Source organism: Spirosoma aerophilum, assembly GCF_054782495.1.
Window position 1 is genome coordinate 340,223 of sequence record NZ_BAAGSJ010000013.1, and the last position, 24,026, is coordinate 364,248.

The 24,026-nt window shown below is 51.1% G+C and carries 20 protein-coding genes and 1 other RNA gene; 12 read left to right on the forward strand and 9 right to left on the reverse strand.

Translation table 11 applies throughout. From position 1 onward, the window contains the following. Positions 1-44 precede the first annotated feature (44 nt). The 5 genes from rnpB (at position 45) to ACYVK4_RS12920 (ending at position 3,410) form a co-directional block, all read left to right on the forward strand. An RNA gene (gene rnpB / locus ACYVK4_RS12900) (RNase P RNA component class A) lies at positions 45-552 on the forward strand. A gap of 162 nt (positions 553-714) precedes the next feature. After that, positions 715-1,299, forward strand: a complete 585-nt coding sequence (locus ACYVK4_RS12905; protein WP_461127925.1) for a 30S ribosomal protein S16 — start codon at positions 715-717, stop codon at positions 1,297-1,299. A 147-nt stretch (positions 1,300-1,446) separates the two neighbouring features. Continuing rightward, positions 1,447-2,040 carry a ribosome maturation factor RimM gene (gene rimM, locus ACYVK4_RS12910; RefSeq protein WP_461127926.1) on the forward strand — a complete coding sequence of 198 codons (594 nt, stop codon included), beginning with the start codon at positions 1,447-1,449 and terminating at the stop codon, positions 2,038-2,040. Then, positions 2,030-2,707: a tRNA (guanosine(37)-N1)-methyltransferase TrmD gene (gene trmD / locus ACYVK4_RS12915; protein ID WP_461127927.1), complete on the forward strand. Its 678-nt coding sequence runs from the start codon at positions 2,030-2,032 to the stop codon at positions 2,705-2,707. Before rimM ends, trmD begins: the two co-directional genes overlap by 11 nt. Positions 2,708-2,777: 70 nt before the next feature. Continuing rightward, complete coding sequence (locus tag ACYVK4_RS12920; RefSeq protein ID WP_461127928.1) at positions 2,778-3,410, forward strand: NAD(P)-dependent oxidoreductase; 633 nt, start codon at positions 2,778-2,780, stop codon at positions 3,408-3,410. Positions 3,411-3,677: 267 nt separating this feature from the next. On the opposite strand, the gene ACYVK4_RS12925 is transcribed toward ACYVK4_RS12920, so the two are convergent. The 4 genes from ACYVK4_RS12925 to ACYVK4_RS12940 form a co-directional block, all read right to left on the reverse strand. Beyond that, on the reverse strand, positions 3,678-4,046 hold the full coding sequence (locus ACYVK4_RS12925) for a hypothetical protein (RefSeq protein ID WP_461127929.1): 369 nt from the start codon (positions 4,044-4,046) through the stop codon (positions 3,678-3,680). A gap of 14 nt (positions 4,047-4,060) precedes the next feature. Continuing rightward, the gene (locus ACYVK4_RS12930; protein WP_461127930.1) at positions 4,061-6,343 is read right to left on the reverse strand and encodes a transglycosylase domain-containing protein; all 2,283 of its coding nucleotides are present in this window, start codon (positions 6,341-6,343) and stop codon (positions 4,061-4,063) included. 147 nt (positions 6,344-6,490) lie between these two features. Further along, a complete protein-coding gene (locus ACYVK4_RS12935) occupies positions 6,491-6,943 on the reverse strand; it encodes a GNAT family N-acetyltransferase (protein ID WP_461127931.1) in 453 nt (150 codons plus the stop codon). A gap of 79 nt (positions 6,944-7,022) precedes the next feature. Further along, positions 7,023-8,075, reverse strand: a complete 1,053-nt coding sequence (locus tag ACYVK4_RS12940; protein WP_461127932.1) for an RluA family pseudouridine synthase — start codon at positions 8,073-8,075, stop codon at positions 7,023-7,025. A 131-nt stretch (positions 8,076-8,206) separates the two neighbouring features. Here ACYVK4_RS12940 and ACYVK4_RS12945 point away from each other — a divergent pair, with 131 nt between their 5' ends. From ACYVK4_RS12945 to ACYVK4_RS12965, 5 genes are all read left to right on the forward strand, one after another. Beyond that, entirely contained in the window at positions 8,207-9,106 is a 900-nt protein-coding gene (locus tag ACYVK4_RS12945) for a 1-aminocyclopropane-1-carboxylate deaminase/D-cysteine desulfhydrase (protein WP_461127933.1), read from the forward strand. A 521-nt stretch (positions 9,107-9,627) separates the two neighbouring features. Beyond that, positions 9,628-11,076 (forward strand): NADP-dependent phosphogluconate dehydrogenase, encoded by a 1,449-nt coding sequence (gene gndA, locus ACYVK4_RS12950; protein ID WP_461127934.1) that lies wholly within the window; start codon positions 9,628-9,630, stop codon positions 11,074-11,076. 663 nt (positions 11,077-11,739) lie between these two features. Then, entirely contained in the window at positions 11,740-12,132 is a 393-nt protein-coding gene (locus ACYVK4_RS12955; protein ID WP_461127935.1) for a hypothetical protein, read from the forward strand. A 185-nt stretch (positions 12,133-12,317) separates the two neighbouring features. After that, a complete protein-coding gene (locus ACYVK4_RS12960) occupies positions 12,318-13,592 on the forward strand; it encodes an acyl-CoA dehydrogenase family protein (RefSeq protein ID WP_461127936.1) in 1,275 nt (424 codons plus the stop codon). A 44-nt stretch (positions 13,593-13,636) separates the two neighbouring features. Further along, positions 13,637-14,710, forward strand: coding sequence for a phosphotransferase family protein (locus ACYVK4_RS12965; protein WP_461127937.1), 1,074 nt, complete (start codon positions 13,637-13,639; stop codon positions 14,708-14,710). Between the two features lie 6 nt (positions 14,711-14,716). Here the strand turns inward: ACYVK4_RS12965 and ACYVK4_RS12970 are convergent, their stop codons facing one another. From ACYVK4_RS12970 to ACYVK4_RS12985, 4 genes are all read right to left on the reverse strand, one after another. Then, positions 14,717-15,667 carry an L-threonylcarbamoyladenylate synthase gene (locus tag ACYVK4_RS12970; RefSeq protein ID WP_461127938.1) on the reverse strand — a complete coding sequence of 317 codons (951 nt, stop codon included), beginning with the start codon at positions 15,665-15,667 and terminating at the stop codon, positions 14,717-14,719. Positions 15,668-15,854: 187 nt separating this feature from the next. Further along, positions 15,855-16,322, reverse strand: coding sequence for an FKBP-type peptidyl-prolyl cis-trans isomerase (locus ACYVK4_RS12975; RefSeq protein ID WP_461127939.1), 468 nt, complete (start codon positions 16,320-16,322; stop codon positions 15,855-15,857). Between the two features lie 458 nt (positions 16,323-16,780). Next, the gene (locus ACYVK4_RS12980; protein WP_461127940.1) at positions 16,781-19,231 is read right to left on the reverse strand and encodes an alpha-L-rhamnosidase-related protein; all 2,451 of its coding nucleotides are present in this window, start codon (positions 19,229-19,231) and stop codon (positions 16,781-16,783) included. Between the two features lie 126 nt (positions 19,232-19,357). Next, the gene (locus ACYVK4_RS12985; protein ID WP_461127941.1) at positions 19,358-20,956 is read right to left on the reverse strand and encodes a carboxylesterase/lipase family protein; all 1,599 of its coding nucleotides are present in this window, start codon (positions 20,954-20,956) and stop codon (positions 19,358-19,360) included. A 227-nt stretch (positions 20,957-21,183) separates the two neighbouring features. Here ACYVK4_RS12985 and ACYVK4_RS12990 point away from each other — a divergent pair, with 227 nt between their 5' ends. Continuing rightward, positions 21,184-22,110 (forward strand): LysR family transcriptional regulator, encoded by a 927-nt coding sequence (locus tag ACYVK4_RS12990; protein ID WP_461127942.1) that lies wholly within the window; start codon positions 21,184-21,186, stop codon positions 22,108-22,110. Positions 22,111-22,173: 63 nt separating this feature from the next. Here ACYVK4_RS12990 and ACYVK4_RS12995 read toward each other — a convergent pair whose 3' ends face one another. Then, positions 22,174-23,184: a helix-turn-helix domain-containing protein gene (locus ACYVK4_RS12995; protein ID WP_461127943.1), complete on the reverse strand. Its 1,011-nt coding sequence runs from the start codon at positions 23,182-23,184 to the stop codon at positions 22,174-22,176. A 336-nt stretch (positions 23,185-23,520) separates the two neighbouring features. On the opposite strand from ACYVK4_RS12995, the gene ACYVK4_RS13000 reads away from it, so the two are divergent. Then, positions 23,521-24,009, forward strand: a complete 489-nt coding sequence (locus ACYVK4_RS13000; RefSeq protein WP_461127944.1) for a cyclophilin-like fold protein — start codon at positions 23,521-23,523, stop codon at positions 24,007-24,009. The last annotated feature ends 17 nt before the right edge of the window (positions 24,010-24,026 follow it).

Below are 24,026 nucleotides of genomic sequence, written 5' to 3' on the forward strand. Positions count from 1 at the left end.
CCAAATTTTATTCGGGGATAGTCGTAACTTTGCCCTCCCTAAGCAACACGAGTCGGCTTATCGCGTCTGAGCAATCAGGCGAGGAAAGTCCGGGCAGCGCAGGGCACCCTACTTCCTAACGGGAAGGCGGACGATTGGGAACGACCGTTCGACAGCCAGTGTCACAGAAAATATACCGCCAATTTTTAATGGTGAATGAGTGAATGAGCGAATGAGTGAATAGCTGGCGCAAGCTTTTATTCACTTACTCATTCATTCGCTCATTCACTCACTAGAGTTGGTAAGGGTGAAAAGGTGGGGTAAGGGCCTACCGCCCGGTGGGTGACCAGCGGGGCAGGATAAACCTTAGGGGCTGAAAGACCAAATAAGCGTCGGACGTGGGGCGGCCCGTTCCCGTTGCAGATCCATCCTCCGGGGGCGATTTGTATACCGACGCGGGTAGGTCGAACGAGGTGGTTGGTGACAACCATCCCAGATAAATGATAGGCCGTTGGGTAAGGTTTTAAAGGCTTTACCGGATGACAGAACCCGGCTTATAGATTCGTGTTGCGAAGGTTTTTTACGTTGAGGTTTCAGGATCAATGTTTTAGGTTTACCGGACAAATGTTCGTAAAAGCCTGAAACATTGATCTTGAAACCTCAAATTTTTTTCTTACCTTTGCGGCCACGTTTTACAAGGGGGATGCGTCTCCCGTCAAAAACAAACAAGCACAAATGGCTGTTAAAATTCGTTTAGCGCGTCGTGGACGCAAGAAAATGGCGATGTATGACATCGTGATCGCAGAGTCAACCTCTCCTCGCGATGGCCGGTTCATTGAGAAAATCGGTTCATACAACCCCAACACCGACCCTTCGACGGTCGTATTGAAGTCGGAACGGGCTGTTTACTGGCTCATGGTTGGTGCTCAGCCGACGGATACCGCTCGTTCGGTATTGTCGCACGAAGGCATCATGTATCGCAAACACCTGCAGGTAGGCGTTAACAAAGGCGCTATCACACAGGAACAGGCCGACGAGAAATACGCGACCTGGAAAGGCGAGAAAGAAAACCGGAAAACCAGTGCTGCTGACACCAAATCGCAAACCAAAGAACAGTCTCGTGCTGCTCGTCTGGAAGCGGAGAAAAAGGTGAACGAAGCACGGGCGGAGGCAATCGCTAAGAAAAACAAGGTAGAAGAGCCAGTTGTTGAAGCACCGGTCGCTGAAGAAGCAGCCCCTGCTGTTGACGAAACGGATGCCCCCGACGCTACGCCTGTAGCTGAAGAGGCTCCTGCAACGGACGCTCCTGCTGCGGAATAATTTTTCGACGGAAACTGTTATGAAAGAGCCTGTTCACCTATGAGCAGGCTCTTTCTATTAACTAACGTGACTAACCGGTAAACCGCCGGAGAAATCCATTTTGCTTTAACACACGAGATTCCCACCGGCACACCAGCCGCTTTATATATGACTAAAGACGATTGTTATCAGGTAGGACATATCACCAAAACGCATGGCGTTAGTGGTGAGCTAGTACTTTTTCTGGACGTAGATAATCCGGCCGAATATGCCGATCTGGAATCTGTGTTGCTGGAAGTAAAGGGAGAATTGATCCCATATTTTATTGAATCCATCGCTATCGTAAAAGGTAGCCGTGCGATCATTGCGTTTGAGGATGTCGATACCATTGAGCAGGCCGAGCGACTGATCAACTGTGGTGCTTTTCTGCCCCTGGAAGAGCTGGAGCCTATTACAGATGAGACCCGGTTCTATTTTCACGAGATTGTCGGTTATCAGGTCGTAGATGCCGAAGCGGGTGAGTTGGGTGTTGTGCGGGGTGTTTACGCCATGAACGCTCAGGATCTGATTGCCATGGATTATCAGGGGAAAGAGGTGCTTATTCCCATTAACAGCGACATTGTACGGACCATTGACCGGGCCACCCAGCGGCTCAACGTAGCCTTGCCCGATGGTCTGCTGGAGATTTACATGGAAGATAACAGCAAGCCCGGCGAGGGCGAAGAGGTGAACGGCGACCAGGACGATACCGATGAGGATTGATATAATTACCTGCCTGCCCCGCCTACTGGATAGCTTTTTTGCCCATTCTATTTTGCAACGGGCTCAACAGGGGGGCTACGTGGAGGTCGTTGTCCACGATCTTCGCGACTATACCGCCGATAAGCACCGGCGCGTTGATGACTATGCTTTTGGGGGCGGTGCCGGTATGGTTATGCAGATCGAACCCATTGCCCGTTGTATTCGGTCGTTGCAGGAGGTTCGGTCGTATGACGAGGTGATCTACATGACACCCGATGGCGAGCGACTCAACCAGCAAACGACAAATACCTTATCCTTGCGGCAGAACCTGATTATCCTGTGCGGGCATTACAAAGGCGTCGACGAGCGGGTTCGGGAGATGTTCATCACGAAGGAAATCAGCATTGGCGACTATGTGCTGTCGGGGGGGGAGTTGGCGGCCTGTGTGCTTTCCGATGCGATCATTCGTTTATTGCCGGGGGTTTTGAACGACGAAACCTCGGCCCTCACGGATTCTTTTCAGGATAACCTGTTGGCACCACCCGTCTATTCCCGTCCCGCTGAATTTGAAGGTCATCGCGTTCCGGATATTTTGCTGTCCGGTCACGAAGCAAAAATAGATGAATGGCGGCATGAACAGGCCCTTGAGCGAACGAGAACCAGGCGCCCCGATTTGCTGGATCTGTAGGTGAACCACGAATAAATAAACTGGATGGCTGGTTTTGAGGTTGTATAACTACTCAAAACCAGCTTTTTTTATGCAGTTATTAGTCATTGGTGCTACCGGTGGAACCGGTCGTCAGGTGGTTGAACAGGCGCTTCAGCAAGGCCATTTCGTAACCGCCTTTGTGCGCGACCCCGCTAAACTGACAAGCCAGCACCCGAATCTGACGATTATTACCGGCGATGTGCTCCAACCCGAAACATTGCTGCCGGCCGTTCGGCGTCAGGATGCAGTCATCTGTTCGCTGGGTAGCCGACCTGGCCAGAAAGATGAAGCTGTAGCAATAGGTACTAAATATCTGATTGACGCCATGACGAAGGCGGGTATAAAGCGGCTGCTCGTTGTGTCGTCGCTGGGCGTCGGTTCGAGTTATGAAGAAGCGTCGCTGCCAACCAAACTGTTTGTGAAAACGGTGTTGAGTGGCGTGATAGCCGAGAAAGAAAAGCAGGAACAGTTCGTCAGGGAGAGCAACCTCGACTGGACAATCGTACGGCCAACGGGTCTGTCAAACGGACCCATAACCCGAAAATACCGCCTTGGCGAGCATTTGCCCTTTACTCTTTTCGACATTCCCCGGATCAGCCGGGCAGATGTAGCCGCCTTCCTGCTCGATCAACTTGACAAAGAAGATTTCCGGAAAACGGCCGTGACGATTACGGGGCGATAGAGGAAGGCATATACATCATCCGACGCTAATGTATAAGCCTGAACGATATAGCTGGTTGTACACAGGTTCGGCTCGTCATGCCGCCGTCAGTCTGATTTCTGCATTCGAACACCCCTAAAACTTCGCCATTTCCATTGCATCCGCCGATCGCAGAACAAGTTGGTTTGGTAACACACTCTCCTGATCGTAGGAAATCTGGTGTTTTATCGCTGGTTAAGGCCTCTGTTGAATATAAATAAGCTTCAACAAATACACGACACTGGTCTCTTATTCCGGTTGGGAACTAACGATGGTACAATCACAGCGTTTGGTGCCAGCGGGCAAGGTGACGGGCTTATCGTAATAGCTGTTGGGCAAAAGTGTCCGAGAGAATGTTGTGGACTTTTCTTTCAGGACCTTACCGGCCTCATCGAAGGCAACAATTTTCACAGATATGCCGCTGTGAGAACGGAAGGAGTGGTTTTTAACTTCGACGTTCACCGTTGAGGTAACCAGTACATTCGTTATATCCGAACAGTTAACGGCCAGGTCGATTGTTTTGGGTGATAGCGACGTGTTGTTGTAACGGGAAACGGCATACAGGGCAATGCCGCCCAAAACCAGGACGATCAAGAGGAATCTGATAAGCGCTTTCATAGATTGAGTATATACTAATTAAGGCGTTCCATGGCCTGTTGCGTTTCTTTTTCACGCCGTTTGCGCTCCCGTCTTTCCTGTCGAAGTTGCTTTCGGGTTTTAACCGTGTCGGCCTGCACAGCTTCACCGGGAATGGCTTCGGGCGTTGTTCGACGTTCGGGCTGAACCGTCGATTGATCATCGGTGCTGCTCTTATCGTCAGTTTTCTTGCCTTTAAACAGCCTACGGAAGAAGTTGCCAATACCCGTTCCGCCTTCCTCTTCATCGTCTTCTTCAATATTCGGGTTGGCGGGGTCGGTGATCAAGCTATCACCCTGAAACAGGGAGTCGAGCGGAGCCACCTCCCGACGGAGACCCTGACGAAGTCGCACATCGTAGAAGCCATAAGCGCCCGAGTCGGGTGTCGTCAGGCCACGGCGGGCCATGATACGGCCAATCAACTTAAAGTAGCCGCGCACATTGCGTACCTGAAGGGTGCCATCCGGAACGAACCAGCTTAACGCTGCTTTTGGGCGTGGTACAACGAACGCCAGGAAGATGCTCTCACCCAGATTGAGTTCGGAAGGGGTTTTGGCAAAATAATAGCGGGCGGCTTCGCCAATGCCATAAATGTTCTTACCCCACTCAATGATGTTCAGATACACCTCATACATCCGCTCTTTGGGTACGATGTGTTCGTTTTCGATCAGCCACACAATAAGGATTTCTTCGACCTTACGCGACAGGGTTTTATTCCGGTTCAGAAACACGTTTTTAACGAGCTGCATCGAAATGGTACTGGCGCCCCGTTTGAATGATTTTTCCTTGAAGTTAGTCGCAATGGATACCCGAAAGGCTTTTTCGTTGAATCCATTGTGGGTAAAGAAGTTGTAATCTTCGGATGTTAACAGGGCATTCCGTAAGTCGGGCGAAATCTGATTGATCGGGGTATAGTCCGGGTTTTCGGGGCCAACTACAATGTTTCGAACGGGCTTGCCTTTTTCGTAAGGGGTATAGACAAACGGGCGGTTGATGGCTTCGAAGTCGGTCTGGCCCATTTTAACAATTCGGAAGTTGTCCTGTGTCAGGCCGGAATTGAATTTTACCGAGTCGGGAAGTGCCGTATCGAAATGAAAGGCCAGGTCGTACTTGATTTTTCCGGCCACCTGCATGCCCTCCAGCGACTCAAACAACCCCTGCGGAAAGGAGTTAAAAACGGCCTGTGCATCCATTGGGGCGGTATGCAGCTGCAGGTCATACACCTTTCCCTGATCGGGTATGGCCGGGTCGGGGAGGGTGTATTTTAGGAAAGGGTGGGCACTGACCTCGCCCAGATGCAGGGTGGAGGTACTATCGACACCCACATAATTTTCACCCACAAACAGGTTGGCATCCATGGCCGCCCGGCTGACCAGCACATCGGTACGCGCAATGGCCGGGTGATTGATCCGCAGGTTTCGTACTGAGCCAGCCCCTTCGAGCCGGAACTCGCCACCCGACCGATCCACATCCCGCAATTCGGCCCGCAGCGTATCGGCCTGTACCATCAGGTTGTATTTCTTCTGAATATAAGGCAGTTCAATAGGTCTGGGACGACCATTCTGCCCTTCGGCATAGAGAGCCAGGTTATACTCCCGATCGCTGGGGTCTGCCGTACCGGCGAGGTGCCATGTGGCCTGATTGCCGTTCAACTTAATGGTTGACGTGACATTTTCATTGTCGATCGTAGCCGTTTGCGTAAGCAGGCTAAGGGTATCATTTCCAATGTCAACGCCCCGGAATTCCAGATTGTTGACATGAAGATCATCGGGAATTTTAGACAGGATATTGTCGATAAGATTCTCGGCAACATCGGCCAGATTTGTCCGCCGACGTGTTTCGGAAGCCGTGTTGTCAACCGCTGTGGAATCCCGTTTCCGGTGGAGTAGGAAATCGATGTTGGTGAGTGAGTCGCGCTTGATGACCTGAATCAGCCCATTGTCGAGGGTCATACCCGACAGGCCAATTTTGCCCGCCAGCAGAGGCCAGAACCGAACGTTCAGCTCCACCCGCTGGATTCGGGCCAGGCTATCCCGATCTTCGGGAACTACACTAATGTCAGTGAAAGCCAGCGAACTCAGCCCGGTAAATTTGGCTGATCCGATCCGAACGTTGAGGTTATAATCCCGTTTAGCCTTCTTAATTCCACGTTCGAGCGCTGTTTTTAACAGGCTTTCCCGTTTAACGTAGGCAATGCCAGCTCCAACGAGAGCCAGTAAAAAAATACTTAAAAATACCCATCCCGCGATGCGGACGGCTTTCCGTTGACGATACGTCATGCTAACAGTCTATGCTCGAAAGGCAAAGATAAGGTATTCGTGGCAGTAATGGGAGCAGGGAGCGAGGAGAGCTGACGCGAAAGCAATACATGCGTCAGCCCTCCTCACTCCTCGCTCCTAATACTAATACTAAATATCAATACCTCCTTAAAAGTCCAGGTGGCAGTTGGTCCAGCCGTCGTCGAAACGGGTGCCGAACTGTTTATAGAAGCCAATGGCGGGTTCGTTCCAATCGAGTACCTGCCACATCATGCCCGTACAACCGGTTTCCCGAGCCGTTTCAATGGTGGCGTCCAGCAACAATTTGCCAACGCCGTATCCCCGGAAGGCTTCGGTGACAATAATATCTTCCAGATAAAGCCGCTTGCCTTTCCATGTCGAATACCGAAAGAAGTAAAGCGCCATGCCGACAATTTTTTTACTATCGGAGTCTTCGGCCATAATCATACCGAACAGAGGGTTGGGGCCAAAACCGTCGATGGCCATTTGCTCGACGGTATTGGATACCTGGTCAGCGGCCCGTTCGTAAATGGCCAGTTCGGTAACCAGTTCGTAAGCTTCAGGGATGTCTTCGAGGGTGCCGGGACGAATTGAAATCATGGAGTAGGCAGTGAATGTGGTGAACTAAAAAGGGTGAATAATCAGGAAGTGCGTTGAGAAAGAGATCGAAAATGCTGAATTATTGATTATCCATTTGGGATGAACGATTTTCCATTTTACCTCTCCATTTCGTCAGAGCTGCCTGGAAATCGTCCGGTAGGTCTGAATCGAACTGGAGCCACTCTTTGGTGCGGGGATGGGCAAATCCCAGCGATTTGGCATGTAAAGCCTGCCGAGGCAACAACTTGAACGCATTTTCGACGAAGGCTTTATAACTGCCAACGGGTGTGCCGCGCAGAATTCGGTCGCCCCCGTACATGGCATCGTTAAATAATGGATTGCCGATGTGCTTGAAATGCGCCCGGATCTGGTGGGTTCGGCCCGTTTCCAGTTTGCATTCCACTAAAGCCACATAGCCCAGTTCTTCCAGCGTGGTGTAGTGAGTGATGGCCCATTTCCCTTTCGATTCATCATCGTAAATAGCCTGGACTTTCCTGTCTTTGATCGACCGCCCGATGAAGCCTGTAATGGTACCGACAGGAGGGTTGGGAACTCCCCAGGTCAGGGCATTATACGTTCGTTCGATGGTGTGCTCAAAGAATTGCCGGGCCAGGTAGGTCATGGCAAATTCGGTTTTAGCAATCACCATCAGGCCCGATGTGTCTTTATCGATACGGTGTACCAGACCCGGCCTGATTTCACCGTTTCGGGAGGTAGGCAAATTCTGGAAGTGGTAAACCAGCGCATTCACCAGGGTACCATCCCAGTTGCCGTGGGCCGGGTGCACAACCATACCGGCTACTTTATTAATCACCACGATATCCTCATCCTCAAAAACAATGTTGAGCGGAATATTCTCCGGCTTGACATCCGTTTCGCGGGGCGGGTGGGCGAGGGACACGGTAATAACATCCAGCGGTTTAATCTTGTAGCTGGCTTTAGTCGGCTTGTCGTTCACCCGAACCGATTCGGCGTCGATAGCGGCCTGAATTTTGGTGCGGGTGGCATTCTGTAGTCGATCCATGAGGAATCGATCAATGCGCAGAAGACTCTGGCCTTTATCCACCACAATCCGGTGGTGTTCATATAATTCGTCGTCTTCGGGTAATTCGTCTTCCGTTTCCGCTACCATTTTCTCAGATTTGCTGACGTTAAGCGGCCGGGATGCTGGTTGATGGGGGCTGTTTTCCAGCTAAAACCAACCGGCTGCTTCGCGGCTTTTCAGCTCCGCTCGTCAATCATTTACCTACAAAAATACAGATTATGGGCGAACTTGCCCGAAAACTCGCCAACTTGGCTCAAAACTCGCCACTTCAACGGCTGGTTGATCCGTTTCCGGAACCGGTAGCCATCAAGCTGTCGATTAAGCGGGATGATCTGCTGCATCCGCTGGTATCGGGCAATAAGTGGCGTAAGCTCAAGTACAATTTGCTGGCTGCGCAGGAGCAGGGTTACTCGACAGTATTGACCTTTGGCGGAGCTTTTTCCAATCATCTGTACGCCACCGCTGCTGCAGGCCAGACTTTCGGTTTTCAGACGATTGGCATCGTGCGGGGGGAGGAACTGGCCGGAAAACCGTTGAACCAAACCCTTGCCTTTTGTCAGTCGTGCGGCATGTCACTTCATTTCGTGAGCCGGGAAGTATATCGACAGAAAGAAACTCCTGCCTACCTGACTCAACTAATCGACCCGTTTGGTCCCTGTTATGTCGTTCCGGAAGGTGGCACTAATGAGCTGGCTGTTCAGGGTACCGCCGAAATTATCCCCGAAATTACAAGCCAGTTGGGTATGGTTCCCGATTACGTTTGCTGCCCGGTTGGCACTGGAGGGACGTTGGCGGGTTTAGTAAAATCCGCAACGGAACAAACACATGTGCTGGGATTTCGGGTATTAAAAGGATTCGACGCTGATGGGGCAACCCTTTTTAATTATCACCTTGGCGGTTATGCCAAAACGACCCCGGAGCTACTCGATTTTATTCGATCATTCGAGCAGAAAACGGGTGTGCTGCTGGAACAGGTTTACACCGGAAAGATGCTCTACGGCATTTACGACCTCGCCCGACAAGGGTACTTTTCCGAAGGTGCGACCGTTGTAGCAGTGCACACCGGGGGTTTACAGGGCCGAAGCCAGGAACTGGATGGCGGTCCTGATAAGAACTAATTCGGCAGCAGGCAGACACACATTTAGACCTGTACGAAGCTAATTGTTCGCGAATCGTAAACCTCTGTTCGTGGCCCTCAAAGCTATTCTGTTCGAAGTGGTTTCGGCATAGATCATGAGCTCGTACTGAATCGCATACGGATACGTGGCTCGATGAGGAGCCGGTTGACCATCTTTATCAAACAATCTGCTTTTTTCGCCCGTTCCTAGTTGGGTGTATCTGCTTTTTCTGCCACAGCGCCCGCTTATGGCCCGATAGGCAAGCCGCGAAAAATAAAGGATTTACTGGCGTTCAACGTGTATACTTGCGTCGTTTTCTACCTTGTCGTTCAGGAATTGACGCTGGAACAATTTGCCAGGCGGCTTTACGGAACTAAAAAAGACAGCATACAAAAAGTCTAACTGTACCTTTGTGCCAACACAGCTAAACGTACTCCCTGGTTATGGACTGGACTGATGACCGAAAGGCCGTCGAGTTGATAAATTGAATTCATTACATTTAAACCGTTTTTCTCCTGCGTATGAACACTAATTCTCCCACTGACCAATTCACATTTGGCATGATTGGTCTTGGCACGATGGGTCGCAACCTCTTACTCAATATGGCCGACCACGGATTTGCTGTGGCTGGTTACGATAAAAATCCGGCCCAGTCGGTATTGTTGGAAACAGAAGGAGCCGGGAATCAGGTTAAAGGTTTCTCCCAGATTGAGCCGTTTGTGGCCAGCCTCAAAAGTCCGCGGGTAATTATGATGCTGGTGCCTGCGGGTAAGATTGTGGATAGCGTGATCACCGAACTTGTACCCCTGCTCGACAAAGGTGATATTATTATTGACGGTGGCAACTCCCATTTCACCGATACGACCCGCCGGGATGCCGACCTGCAGACAATAGGTCTTCACTTCTTCGGGATGGGTATTTCCGGTGGAGAGGAAGGCGCACGCCGTGGGCCGAGTATGATGCCCGGGGGCGACAAAACCGCCTACCAGTACGTAAAACCGGTTCTGGATGCGGTGGCGGCCAAAGTGAACGGTGATCCCTGCGTGACCTATATTGGACCCGGAGCGGCCGGGCACTTTGTCAAAATGGTCCACAACGGAATCGAGTACGCGATTATGCAGCTTATCGCCGAAACCTACGAAGTGCTGCGTAAAGGCTTGAAGCTGGATAATGAGGCCATCGGTGCTGTTTTTGCCGACTGGAATGCGGGCCGGCTTCAATCGTTCCTGCTGGAGGTAACGAGCGATATTTTCGCTTTCCGCGAGCCGGGTACCGATCACCTCCTGCTGGACATGATCCGGGACGAAGCGCGCTCTAAAGGCACCGGGAAATGGACTTCACAGGTTGCCATGGACATGGTTACGCCCATCCCGGCCATTGACAGTGCGGTTTCGATGCGTGACCTTTCAAAATACAAGTCCCTGCGGGTTGAAGCCGCCGGTATTTACGGTGATGACATACAGACATTAGCTGTCGATCGGGATACATTCCTGAAAAATCTGGAACAGGCGTTTTTCTTTTCTATGATTACGACCTACGCTCAGGGTATGCACCTGCTCTCGTCGGCATCGGTTCAAAACGCTTACGACCTGAATCTGGAGGGTATTACCAAAATCTGGCGTGGGGGCTGTATCATCCGGGCCGCGTTCCTCGAAACGATGCTACAGGCGTACACGGCAAATCCTTCACTGGAACATCTGCTGGTAGCGCCCAGTGTGGCCGATCTTATCAAAGAAACTCAACCGGGAATTCGTACAGTCGTCTCGACGGCCCTATCGGCGGGGATCGCTTTGCCAACGTATGCCGCCACGCTGAGTTATTTCGACGCGTTCCGGTCGTCCCGGATGCCCTCGAATCTGATTCAGGCCCAGCGCGACTACTTCGGCGCGCATACCTATGAACGGATTGATAAAGACGGGGTTTTCCATACTGAATGGCAGGGTGAAGCATCCGTCGAGCCAATAAAATAGACGAGTATTTACATTAAAGAGCCCCTGGTAGTGCGACTATCAGGGGCTTTTATGTTTGTAGCGTTGCCCGGCTGATTCGCGATGCTACCGTGTTAGGGGAAGGCGTTCGTATCTTAAACTTATGAAAAACGGTTGGCTGATGGATCGAATAAAAAAACGTGGCACCCGCGAAATAGGCTGCTCCATCACAAACATCAGCAATGCCATAAATTGAGTAACCAGGTAACATCACCTCAAATAAAAACAGTAACATAAAAAGCTACGAACATGACAAATGATAAGTAATAATAATGCGTCTCATCATGTAGAATAGAAGAACGCGTAATAGTTATAGCTATAGGGCAAATAACAGGCGCAAAGCAGAAGTCGGTCAGCCAGCCATTAAGAAAGGGCAATGGATAAGCCCACACAGCCTGAATAATTGATTTACCACTCAGGCCAGGACATAGCTGATGAAATACGTATCGAACAACCGTCTGGCTACATCATTAACAAGACGACAGCCACTTAGAAGAATATTAGAATCGCCTGAAAAAATATACACCCATTTGCTACAGTTCAGCGAACACTCTAAGATTATAATCTCCCCATATTTGGGGATTGTGATAAGGTATTGAATAATGGAGCTTTGCTACATATCCATACCACCCCAGTGTAATGATCATGAGCCGTCCTACTTTTCTACTGATTGCTGGTATTTATAGTGCCTTATTGGCCTTTTCTATGGTGTTTACTCCTGAAATGGCTCTCAAAAACTATGGTGTACCCCGTGTTGACGTATCACACATTTCAATCATGCAGTTTTTAGGCATCAATATTGGAAGCTTTGCAATACTGCTGTTTTTGAATCGAAATACACCTACTTCATATACTTTACGTACGCTATTACTGGCTGAAGCTGTAAATGTTCTGGCAGGTATAATACTTGGCATATACCATGTGTACGGGCTAAACGTACCTTTTAGTGCTTTCTTTGTCGGTGATACAATCTTCCGATTTGTCTTGGGCATTGGTTTCTTGTATTTCTATAACCAGAAGCCAGACAGATCCTGGTAAACCGGTTGGGTACTAAAACGGGTTCTCATCTACGAAGGCAAAGCAAGTCATGAAGCGAAAGTTGCCCCGGAGCTTCATACCGGAGTATTTATATGAAAGTTGATCAATAAGTTAAGTTCAACAGGCGGGTTCTTATTTTAGATGGGAAAAATACCATAATTTGCCAATCGTAAGGTAGACAAACTATGGATACTATTTTCACTACAGCCCGCGTCAGGCCTTTGCTGGCCAGGGTACGCGACTTTGTCGAAACCGAACTGATTCCGCTCGAAGAGGGCTTTTCGCATAATAAACTGGCTGAACTCATTCCTGTCCTTGACCAAAAACGCAAACAGGTGAAAGCGGCCGGTTTGTGGGGGCTACACCTTTCCGAAGCCGAAGGAGGGCATGGACTGACACTCTGTGAGTTTGGGCAAATCAGCGAAGCACTGGCCCATGCGCCGTTTTTTGGCCACTATGTATTTGGCTGTCAGGCTCCCGATATTGGGAATACAGAGTTACTGCACAAATTCGCTTCCGAAGAGTTACAGGAGCGCTACCTGAAGCCGCTCATGGCGGGTGAGATACGCTCCTGTTTTTCGATGACCGAACCGGATTTCGCCGGGTCTAACCCAACCCGGATGGCCACGATGGCTGTTCGGGATGGCGATGAGTATGTTATTAACGGCCGTAAATGGTTCACGTCGTCGGCCGATGGCGCTGCGTTTGCCGTTGTGATGGCCGTGACGAATCCCGAGGCAGCACCCCACCAGCGCGCCAGTATGATCATCGTGCCAACAGACACACCCGGCTTTCAGATCGAGCGCAACATTCCCGTCTTTGGCGAAGCCGGGGAGGGCTGGTTCAGTCATTCTGAAGTGACCTACACCGATTGTCGGGTGCCGGTGTCGAATGTGATTGCTGGCGAAGGCATGGGCTTTCGGCTGGCGCAGGAACGGTTGGGGCCGGGTCGGGTGCACCACTGTATGCGCTGGATCGGCAATGCCGAAAAAGCGCTGGACCTGATGTGCAAACGAGCCGCCACCCGCGAGATTGAAGAAGGTGTTATGCTGGGCGAGAAGCAGTTTATTCAGGATTTTATTGCCGAAAGCCGGGCCGAGATTGACGCCAGTCGGCTTTACGTACTTAACACGGCCCATATGATCGATACGGTTGGCGTGAGCAATGTTCGGGATGCTGTGTCCGGTATTAAGTTTTACGTAGCCAATGCCTTTTTGCGCGTGCTCGATCGGGCGATTCAGGTGCATGGAGCGCTTGGCGTAACGGACGACACCGTCTTATCGGCCATGTACCGCCATGAGCGGGGTGCCCGTATCTGGGACGGGGCCGATGAGGTGCACAAACAGAATCTGGCGATGAGTATCCTGAAGAACTACGGGCTCGACATTAAGCAGAAGGTAAAAGAGTTACGGCAATTCCGGAAGATGATGGACGCTGAAAAAATGCACTCCAATGTTTGACGCAGAATGTATGGTATTCACCCGGTTTTATCTGTGTATTGACCATGATTAGTCCTGATAGGCCACAGGCTGTTCGGTCGGGTGAAGAGCTTGACCTGGTTAAATTGAATACGTTTCTTCAGGCCCGCAGGCCGGATATAGGGACGGTGCTGGATGTCCGGCAATTTGCAGGTGGTTTCTCGAACCTGACGTATCTGCTCAGAACCGGGGATCAGGAATTGGTGCTGCGCAAACCTCCCTTTGGTGCCAATATAAAAGGTGGGCACGATATGGGGCGAGAATTTCGGGTGCTGTCGTTGCTGACAGCACACTATACCAAAATTCCCGAACCGGTAGTCTTCTGCGAAACGGACGATGTGCTAGGCGCACCGTTTTACATCATGACCCGTATTTCAGGGGTTATTCTGCGGGCGTCGATGGCACCGACGCTCGATTTGGCACCCGACAAAATGCGGCAATTATCGCAAGCGTTAGTCGATAATCTGGTCGCTATTCATCACCTCGATCTCGAAAAAACCGGTCTGATTCAGTTGGGAAAACCGGAGGGATATGTTCAGCGGCAGGTGGAGGGCTGGATCAAACGTTACCGTAATGCTGAAACTGACTCTATTTTGGCCATGGACCAGATTGGTCATTGGCTGCTGGACAACTTCCCGCTTGAACAGCCACCGGCTTTTCTGCATAATGACTACAAGTTCGATAATGTGGTATTTGCCACGAATGAAACAACAGGCGAGCCGCTGTCTGTACTAACAGGTGTGCTGGATTGGGAAATGGCCACCGTGGGCGACCCGCTTATGGATCTTGGGGCTACACTAGCCTACTGGTCGGAAGTCGGGGATAGTCCGGCCTACAAGAATTTCAATCTGACCTGGCTTCCGGGCAATCTAACCCGGCAGGAGGTCATTCAGCGATACGAAGAGAAAAGTGGTCGCGACCTGAGCCATATCCTCTTTTATTACGTGTTTGGGCTTTACAAAAATGCGGTGATAGCCCAGCAGATCTACGCGCGCTGGAAACAGGGACACAGCCAGGACGCCCGATTTGGTCACCTCTTGCCGATGATTATGGAACTGGCCAAAAAGGGGGCTGATGTCTTACAAAGCCGGCAAATGTAAGTAAGTCTATTGCACGCTGGCCCGTTTGAGCCGGTCGTTCATAGCCCAGCCCAGCCCCTGATTGGGTAACGGTTCGGCATAGATAATATCAATGTCCAGACTGTCAAGCGCCCGCAGGTGAGCAAACAGGTTTTTGGCCGCTTCGTTGAGGTCGCCGGTAGGAGAGAGGACCCGCTGGTTTTGGTACTGAATACCGCCGAATGGTTCGCGAAAGGCCAGCGCACCTACTCGTTCACCCGGTTCCGGGCTCTGGCCCGGCTGTAGAAGAAACAGGGGTTTGCGGGGAGCATAATGGCTGCTCAGCATGCCCGGTGCGTTGGGGTTCGACGTAGAGTGTGTCCGAACGGAAACCGGGCCGATGACCGCTTCGATCTGTTCCAAAGCCATACCGCCCAAGCGGAACACGGTAGCGTTGCCATTCTCAAACCCAACAATGGTCGATTCTATACCGATACCGGCCGGGCCACCATCCAGAATATATGGAACCTGATCGCCTAGTTGATCGGCAACATGCCGGGCGGTCGTTGGGCTGATATAACCGAATGGGTTGGCGCTGGGGGCGGCTAATGGGAAATCGAGCGAGCGAAGCAGGGCGAGGGTAAGGGGGTGGTTCGGGATGCGAACGGCCACCGTAGGCAGGCCCGCCGTGACCAGATCAGGGATGAGTTCCCGCTTAGGGAGAAGGAGAGTAAGCGGACCCGGCCAGAAACGTTCAGCCAACTGCCGGGCGAGGTCGGGGATATGAGAAACAAACTGATTGAGTTTCTTGAACGAGTCGGTATGAACAATCAGTGGATCGAAAGAGGGCCGGTTCTTTACCCGAAAAATAGACAGAACCGCATCGGGGTTCAATGCATTCCCGGCTAATCCATAAACGGTTTCGGTAGGAATACCAACTACATCCCCTGCTTCCAGAAATTCTTTTGCCGCTCGTTTGTCTGTACCTATTTGTGCCATGATCTGTGGTACAAAGATAGATAGAAGAGGGGAATAAAGGGATGAGAAGGAGTAGAGGGATGAGGGGGAGTAGAAGGATGAGGGGGAGTAAGGGGACGAGAGGGAATAAAGGGATGAGGGGGAGTAAGGGGAAAGTATTATACCTCTTTTCCCTTTACTCCCCCTCATCCCTTTATTCCCTCCTCTGTTAATGCGCTCCGCCGGGACCGTGAACGTGGCCGTGTGAGAGTTCGTCTGATGTGGCATCGCGAACATCAACGACTTCCACGTCAAAGTGCAGACTCTGGTCGGCAAGGGGGTGGTTCGCGTCAACGGTTACGGTTTCGGGACCTACGTTGGTAACGGTAATTACCTGACCATCATTCGCTTCAAATTGCATGCCCACCTCAATGGGTTGACCGCCAAAAGCCCGCAGGGGAACTTCTTCAATTAGTTGGGGATCACGCTTGCCATAGCCTTTTTCGGGAGCAACGTCGAGTTTCAACACGTCGCCTTTGGCGCGGCCTTCCAGCCCTTCTTCCATGCCGGGAATCAGGTTATTGGCCCCATGTAGATAGTATAATGGATCACGCCCCTGGCTTGAGTCCAGTACGTTACCGTCGCTATCGCGCAGGGTATAATGGATGGCGGCAACTTTGTCTTTAGTGATATTCATGATAAATTCTGCCCTTGAATGTTTCTGTACGTATAACAAGTGAACGGGCAAAGTTGCTGTTATTTTTTGGTTTATTTGGCAAAGGGGCCCCTTTGGATGGATAAAGCGTAATGACCTTAAATGAACTTGACGTCCGCTTTTATCCTTATCCGGGTAAAATTCATCGGCAAACCAGACGTCGTTCAGCCAATGAGAAAAATGTTGTAGCTTGGCTGATAAATCACGTCGGGTAGGCCCATGGCCAGACATTAGTATCTTTATTTTATGAATGAGCGGTTCAGATATTGGCTCAAGCGACTGGGTTGGGGCGGTTTCCTTTTCTTTCTGATCAAAGGGCTATTGTGGTTGTTGATTCCGTACCTCATTGCGAAAGGAATACTGTCCAAATAACATCACAAGGGCACAAAAAAACCGACTATCAGGAACTGACAGCCGGTTTTGCACGAGAGTAAGGAATTTTACAGCGCCAGCGTGTTTTTTCCGGTTTTGAGTAAATGGGTCTTTCCTTTCCAGACAAAACTTCCGGTAGTTTTTGGCGGAAGGGTTACGTCAGCCCGTAGCGCTCCTTTTTGTACGACATAATTGACGGCAACCTTTCCATTGGGATGGGGGATTTCACCGCTGATTGTATTGATCGTACCCAGGTGGGGTGTAATGCGCACACTGGAAAAGCCGGGAGCCGCGCTTTCAATGCCAAGGATGGTCCGGAAGAACTCGACGTTCGGGCTGGAGCCCCAGGCATGACAATCCGAACGCGACGTATTCACATCCGACGTTTCTGCCCAGGTCGATAGCCCCATATTTATATTTTCCCGCCATTTGCCGAGCCAGCTCATGTAATCGTCGCCCATCCCCGCCTTCACCAGGGCCTGATGGAGGTAAAATTTGAAATAGATAGAGGCCGGTGCCAGAGTCGTATCGGTCAGCATTTTGCCGGCAATTTTAGGGACCTGATCGGCGGGAGTAATTCCCGACAGGATGGCCAGTGAATTCGCATGTTGCGAATAAGTGTCCTTTGCTTCGGTATCGGCATACAGGTTGCGGGACCCATTCCAGTATTTGCGCTGGATGGTCTTGCTCAACAGATCGGCCCGGTTGTTGTACTGCCGCGCCAGGTCTTTCAGGCCCAGTTTATTCTCCAGTTCGGCGGCTAATCGGTAGGTCCACAAAAGCTGCATGTCGAGTACGGCCGACTCTCCTTTGGCGCCGATGGGGGCCATGCCAAAGTCCCACCCCTTGCCCTGCGTCCAGTCCGTAAATACCCAGTAAGGAACGTTCTTTAACGACCCGTCTGGCTGCTGATAGCGCTCAAAGAACGATAATACCTGTCGGGCACCGGGCAGCTTATCTTTAATGAACAAACTATCGGGTCGGTACATGAAATAATCGTGGAGCATGGCCACCCACCAAAGAGAGAACGTCGGAATCTGCTGATGTAAATCGGTGGGGTAGCGGCTCAGGGTAATGCCCTCGGCAAGTCGGGAGTGGTCCATGAGCGTGAGCCCGTATCGTACCAGCCGGTCATCACCCGCATAATAGAGCGATACCAGCGCCTGTATCCGGGCGTCGCCAATGTATTGCAGTTGCTCGTAATATGGGCAATCCATGTAGGTTTCAAAGGCGCAAAGCCGGGCTGTCCGCCAACCAATGTCGAGCATCTGGCCCATCTCGGGGCTGGCGCTCTGTAGTTTGGCCTGAGCCACAAACGGGTAACCCGTAAACGTGCCATACAGGTCATCAATGACCAGGGGCTCTGCCTTCGTTTTTACTACCAGCCGAATGTAGCGGTAGGTCCGCCACCAAAGCGGGGTGTACACTTGATTGGCGGCTCCATCCGACAGCAGACTGTCAGTTTTGCCAATGAATGTCTTTCCCGCAATGTCGTTTCGATTGCCTTTGGACAGCGCCGGCATTCGTCCCCCTCCGGAAGTGGGCGCATTAGCGCGGGGTGTATACAGGGCTTCGGCGTATCCCATCGACAGGGTGGCCTGTTTGCCTCCGCTGAACGCGAGAGTAGGATAGGCGTTGGTCAGAAAGCCCTGATCCACCAGAATCGTTGCGCTGGAATTGGCGGGTATGGTCACTTTCGTTGGGGTGGCAGGAAAACCAGTTGGAACAGTGATTCCTTCTGCCTGACGGGTAGAGGCCAGTCGTTGGGTCGTCATTTCCATGGCGGGCAGCACCGACGGAACCAGCATCCAGCCTGTCGAGTTGACGGCCGCGTCTTTGGTGACGCCGGGGCCAATTGTACGGGCTTTGACCCAGTTGCTGTCGTCGAAACCGGTGTTTTCCCAGCCTTTCACCTGCTTGGTCATGTCGACTAGCTCAGAGGGTCCGGCTACGTAATAGCCCGGAACCCGAACGGGCAGGGGTTGGTAACTCTCATCTTTAATCGTTTTCCAGCTATCATTCGTGTTCAGAATTTCTTCCGCAGCCGTATCGCCCTGTAAAATGAACGCGGTCAGGAATGAAATCTGGGCTTCGGGTTTCAGTCGACCATCGTTCCAGACAACCGCCGACACTGTATTACGTCCTGCTTCCAGATAAGGAGCCAGATTCAGCGTTTCGAAATTCCAGAAGTACAAATCACCCCGAGCGGGTCCCTGGGCGATTTGCTTCCCGTTCACAAAGAGCTTGTACCGATTGTCGCCCGACACATGGACGACGAACGAAGCCGGTTTGCTGGCTAGCTCAATGGTTTTTCGGAATTTAAAAACGCCATAGTCCTTCAGGCTAAGGTCTGAACTGGCCGTAAACCGGTTGATGGGTCGGCCCGGCCCCGTGATCCACTGGGCTTTCCAGGGCTTCTGCATCAATTCTTCCCGAATTTGCTGAGCCAGCAGCGGCCGGGCTGACAGACAAATAACGGCTATAAACAGGGTAAAAACGGCTTTACGTACAGGTTTCATTGACGTGGAGTAGGAGGTTTGGGAAAAGGCGTGGCACATCAAGAACAAATTTCCTGATGTGCCACGCTGGATGTATTCAGCAGCGATAGCTATTCAGCTGTTTTTGGAATGAGATGTAATCAGGTATTATAACTTTCCGACAGCTCGCCAGACGGCCAGCTCCTGACTGAATCGGTTATCGATCACCTCGCAGGTCGTATCGATCCGCATGGTTGGTCGGGTCTTAAGATTATAAGCTGGCCACTTGGGAACGTCTTTGGCGGCTGGCTTGCCGGTCCGGGCGAACGTGGTCCACAATTCAGCGAAGTGATGCGAGGCCGTAAAGCGCTCAGGTCGGTTGCCGCCGAAGAAGCTTTCTTTAGGGGCAGAACCGTCGCGGGGTGGAATTTCATTATTGAACTTGAACGAAATGTCCATGGCGTGGGGAGTACCCATCGGATAGTCAATACCCGGAATCTTCTTCTCCGACTTATACCCGAAATTGTACAGATAAACCGGTGCTCCACCCTGTTTCACCTTTTTCTCCGCAATATCGACAGAGCCCAATCCCATCATCGTAATGGAAGATATGGCCATAAAAATTTGCGGTGCTGTGGCATCAGGATTTGCTTTCCGATAGGTATCAATGATTTTGGCCGTGTCCTCGCCGTACTGGGGCTCCAGTTTTTTCGACAGGCTGTCGAAGTCCAGTTTGGCAAACTCGGTGTCTTTGCGTTCCCAGGCGAAAAAGGCGTATTCGTCCTCATTCCAGCCAACCAGCAACGGTTTATTCCGCGAAATAGCCGGGGCTGTTGGATCAAAAGGATGATGAGGCAGCACAACGCCATCGACGACCGGCCCGAAGCCCCCGTAGTTTCGGCGCATCATGCCCAGGTTCTTGTTCTTTTCAATAAACGGGGGGACAAACGGCAGCTTGGCCTGCATAGCGAGCAAGTCCGCAGCCGGTATATCCAGCAATTTTCGCCAGTCTTTGGGGGCAATATTCAGTTCTTTCAACAGCATGGCCGTTGTTTCGGCCGCTACTTCTTTGGGCGTCATCCGAACACCCGGCCCGCTCTCAATGGAAGCCTTATTGAAGTAGGGGGCCGCTTCGGGCATGGCATACAGACAGGAGGTTTTGGCCCCACCGCCCGATTCACCCCAGATCATGACGTTGTTCGGGTCGCCCCCAAACTGCGCAATGTTGTCGTGCACCCACTTCAGGCCAGCGGCAATATCCAGCATGCCCATGTTGCCCGAACCGGCATAGTCGGCCCCACCAAGTTCATCCAGATACAGGAAACCCATCAACCCTAAACGGTGGTTGGTTTCGACGACTACGACATTGAAATTCCGAGCCAGGTTTGAGCCATCCTGCCCCCCAGCGGCTCCTGAACCACCCACAAAGCCTCCACCATGACTGTAGAACATGACCGGCCGCTTCTTATTGTCATTGGCGGGCGTCCACACATTCAGGAACAGGCAGTCTTCCGATGGGGCTGGCTCGTTCCGGCGGGGTGGCTGAATGGCGGGGGCACCGAACTGTAACGCATCCCGCACACCAGTCCAGGGTTCGAGGGGAGCCGGCCGCCGGAATCGCCGGTCGCCGGAAATGCGGCCGCCATACGGAATACCTTTGAAGAGGTTGACGCCTTCGTTTTGCAACCCCTTTATTCGGCCATAGGTTGTTTCTGCCTCAACAAATGAGTCGGCTTTACTATGGAAGGAAAAAGCATGTCTGGGCACAGAGACTGCAGCTGTTGCGAGTGCTAATTGAGCTAAAAAATCCCGGCGGTGTATCCTGTTCATCTGGTAGCTTTTCTTTTTAGTACGTGCTTTCCTGCAAAAAGACAGTTTTAACCTTAATTTATCTAATTATATTTTCTTACTTACTAATAAGTAAAACTAATTACTATGAACGCTTCGTCTGGCATCCTTTCAATGGTATTAGACAGGTTATAAAGGGATCGTATATGGAATTACGACAGTTGAAATATTTTGTCGGGGTGGCAGAAGCGTTGCACTTTGGCCATGCAGCCGGGCAGTTGTTCGTAACCCAATCGGCCTTGAGTCAACAGATCAAGTTGCTGGAGGGGGAGTTGGGTGTAGAGCTCTTTGTGGGCGTAAAGCGTGCCCGGTGGCACAAGGTCGAATTGACCGAAGCGGGAGCCCTGTTTCTGGTAGATGCCCGGCGCATTCTGCAGCTGAGTGAGCAGGCTATTCAAAACGTGCGACAGGCAGGGGCCAAAGCGTCGGCTGTGACTCTGGGTGTTTTCAAGCTGATTTTGCCCGAACGAATTATGGGCATGCTGGAGCTTTTTGGGAATCACTACCCAGCGCTACCCATTAAACTGATTGAGTTGCCCGACACGACACAGGTACAGGAATGGGTAGCTACCGGTCGGGTAGACCTGGGTATGACAGTGCTGCCGTTAGTCTACGATGGATTGACAGCAACGACCTATGCCGAGGTCAATTACACGATTTTGATGAACAGAGACCACCCGCTGGCCAATCAGGCGGGTATCCGGCTGGAGGAACTTCGTGACCAGAAATGGGTCGATGTTGGTCGGGAAGCGGGTGTCTTTTTCGGGCATGCCGAGGAAATTTGCCGTCTGGCAAACGTAGACCGCGAAGCCAACATTGTGCAGCGTGTTCCTTCCTTCGAACTTCTGAAAAGTATGGTTCGGCTGGGAAAGGGTATCTCGTTCATACCGGCATCGCTCGATATACAGCAGGAACCCAATATGTTATCGATGCCTATTCTGAACAACGACGGAACGCCGTTCAATAAAGTCCGGATTCAGCACGTGGTGATCTATAAAACGGAACAGCCCAAACCGCTTGTGCAGGAATTAAGTGGCCTGGTGAAGCTACCCGGTTCAACACCCAATCCATGATAAGCCCATTGGCAATTTTTGACAAAAGCTGCGGGAAGTCATGGAGATGGAATACGGGCTGGTCTATATTGTCAGTTCTATCTGGCTGGGCTGCGCTGGGCCCTCAAAATCGGGAGAGATGGGAGCACGCCGGAACTCATTGGGCGTTATACCCACATATTTTTTAAAGAACTGGCTAAAGTTTGGCTGATCGGCAAAGCCAATGATCTGACTGATTTCCTGCAACGTCCAGTTCGTTTGAACCAGCAATGCCTTACTTTCCTCCAACAACCTATTTTTTATGAGCGTACTGATAGGTTGGCCGGTATGCTTTTTCACGAGCCCGTTCAGATAGCTCGGGTTGAGATTCAGTTTCTCGGCGTAGTCTTTGGCCGAGCGCATTCGGATGGGGTTATCCAGATTCGCCAGGTTCGTTTCCTTTTCCAGCAGTTCGAAAAACGCATATACATGGTGATAATCACCGGTAACCTCTCCATTTGGTTCATAATCGGTGCCTTTTAGACTCTCAATCAGAATGAGTTGAACATAGGCTTGCATGGCTTCTTCCGCTAATTCCCCGCCCAATGTTGCTTCTGCCTTCATCTGAGTTAACAGGCTATGAATCATCCGGGTTGACTGATCGGAGAGCCGAAGAATTTTCTTCCCGGAAAAAAAACGGTACCGATCGATAATCAATTTCAGTGAGGGGTGCTGATCCAGATACCGCTTTTTGAACATGCAGAAAATGCCTCCGCCCACCGTAGGGCTTGCATTGCGCCAGCATACAATTTCGTTGGGATGCAGAAAGAGAATGGTTCGCTCATCAATGAAGTACTGGTTTTTGCCCATTGTTTTCAGACCCGTGCCGCTGGTCATGAGCATGATTTTGTAGAAGTCGCGCCGGTTAGGTGACAGGTAGTTGTCGCATCCGCTTTTCTCCCGATCAACAACCTTTATATTCCAGTCTTCGTAGTAAATCCTGCTTACCGGCGTTGTGCCGGGTGGGAGCAAAGATGGCATATCATACACCATCGTAATGGGCTTGGGCTCACCGGTTCGTCGGAACCCTGCTCTCTTTGATGGTTGTGTTTTCATATTGGCAATGGGGTATGTTTATGCTCAAAAGGGTATCTGGATGTTGGTCTTTCTGCCAGATTTATAGATAACAACGTTTCAGGCTAGCCTTTGGTGCTCAAAAACCAGTAACTCATTATTCTGTCAAAAAATGCGCTTTTCATAAAAAGTGCGCTGATTTCGCTATAAGATCACCCAACGGATTGGGATAGTTTTGTTGTAAAACTTATTCAGATGACAGCGTACGTTAGACAATGAACCAACGCGATTTCCCATGCCGATGTGCGCCCCGTTTACTCACTTCGCCAGGTATGTCAAGCAATACGTGTTCACGGAACTAAGTCAAAGTCAATCAACATGAGAAAATCAGTCATGGCCCTGTTGCCTTTTATTCCGTTTTTCGTTGGCATCATGGCCTGCAAAAAGGATGACTACGGGTTTGATGCGGCCTTTGAGACAAATCGAAATGACACCCTAATGAGCCATCAACCGATTGGCGGCACGATCAAGATCAGGATTGGCTCCCAAACGTTTAACGCCACTCTCTTCAACAACCCAACCGTTACGGCGTTCAACGCCTGGCTTCCGATGACGCTTTCGATGATTGAGCTGAATGGTAACGAAAAGTATTATACCCTCTCAAAAGATCTGCCCATGAACGCATCGCTCCCCGGAACGATCCAAACGGGCGATCTGATGCTGTATGGTGCCAACACGCTGGTGATTTTCTATAAATCGTTTTCCACATCTTACAGTTATACAAAGGTGGGACGAATCAATAATCCGGAGGGGCTTATGGCCGCCCTGGGTTCCGGACATGTAACGGTCACTTTTGAGGTAGAGTGATTTTTATGATTTTGTCA

Coding starts and splice junctions, on each gene's coding strand:
- ACYVK4_RS12990 (WP_461127942.1), top strand. CDS start 21,184: ATGGAATTACGACAGTTGAAATATTTTGTCGGGGTGGCAGAAGCGTTG.
- ACYVK4_RS13000 (WP_461127944.1), top strand. CDS start 23,521: ATGAGAAAATCAGTCATGGCCCTGTTGCCTTTTATTCCGTTTTTCGTT.
- ACYVK4_RS12975 (WP_461127939.1), bottom strand. CDS start 16,322: ATGAATATCACTAAAGACAAAGTTGCCGCCATCCATTATACCCTGCGC.
- trmD (WP_461127927.1), top strand. CDS start 2,030: ATGAGGATTGATATAATTACCTGCCTGCCCCGCCTACTGGATAGCTTT.
- ACYVK4_RS12995 (WP_461127943.1), bottom strand. CDS start 23,184: ATGAAAACACAACCATCAAAGAGAGCAGGGTTCCGACGAACCGGTGAG.
- ACYVK4_RS12940 (WP_461127932.1), bottom strand. CDS start 8,075: ATGGTAGCGGAAACGGAAGACGAATTACCCGAAGACGACGAATTATAT.
- ACYVK4_RS12970 (WP_461127938.1), bottom strand. CDS start 15,667: ATGGCACAAATAGGTACAGACAAACGAGCGGCAAAAGAATTTCTGGAA.
- ACYVK4_RS12920 (WP_461127928.1), top strand. CDS start 2,778: ATGCAGTTATTAGTCATTGGTGCTACCGGTGGAACCGGTCGTCAGGTG.
- ACYVK4_RS12965 (WP_461127937.1), top strand. CDS start 13,637: ATGATTAGTCCTGATAGGCCACAGGCTGTTCGGTCGGGTGAAGAGCTT.
- ACYVK4_RS12955 (WP_461127935.1), top strand. CDS start 11,740: ATGAGCCGTCCTACTTTTCTACTGATTGCTGGTATTTATAGTGCCTTA.
- rimM (WP_461127926.1), top strand. CDS start 1,447: ATGACTAAAGACGATTGTTATCAGGTAGGACATATCACCAAAACGCAT.
- ACYVK4_RS12925 (WP_461127929.1), bottom strand. CDS start 4,046: ATGAAAGCGCTTATCAGATTCCTCTTGATCGTCCTGGTTTTGGGCGGC.
- ACYVK4_RS12935 (WP_461127931.1), bottom strand. CDS start 6,943: ATGATTTCAATTCGTCCCGGCACCCTCGAAGACATCCCTGAAGCTTAC.
- ACYVK4_RS12960 (WP_461127936.1), top strand. CDS start 12,318: ATGGATACTATTTTCACTACAGCCCGCGTCAGGCCTTTGCTGGCCAGG.
- ACYVK4_RS12980 (WP_461127940.1), bottom strand. CDS start 19,231: ATGAAACCTGTACGTAAAGCCGTTTTTACCCTGTTTATAGCCGTTATT.
- gndA (WP_461127934.1), top strand. CDS start 9,628: ATGAACACTAATTCTCCCACTGACCAATTCACATTTGGCATGATTGGT.
- ACYVK4_RS12930 (WP_461127930.1), bottom strand. CDS start 6,343: ATGACGTATCGTCAACGGAAAGCCGTCCGCATCGCGGGATGGGTATTT.
- ACYVK4_RS12945 (WP_461127933.1), top strand. CDS start 8,207: ATGGGCGAACTTGCCCGAAAACTCGCCAACTTGGCTCAAAACTCGCCA.
- ACYVK4_RS12905 (WP_461127925.1), top strand. CDS start 715: ATGGCTGTTAAAATTCGTTTAGCGCGTCGTGGACGCAAGAAAATGGCG.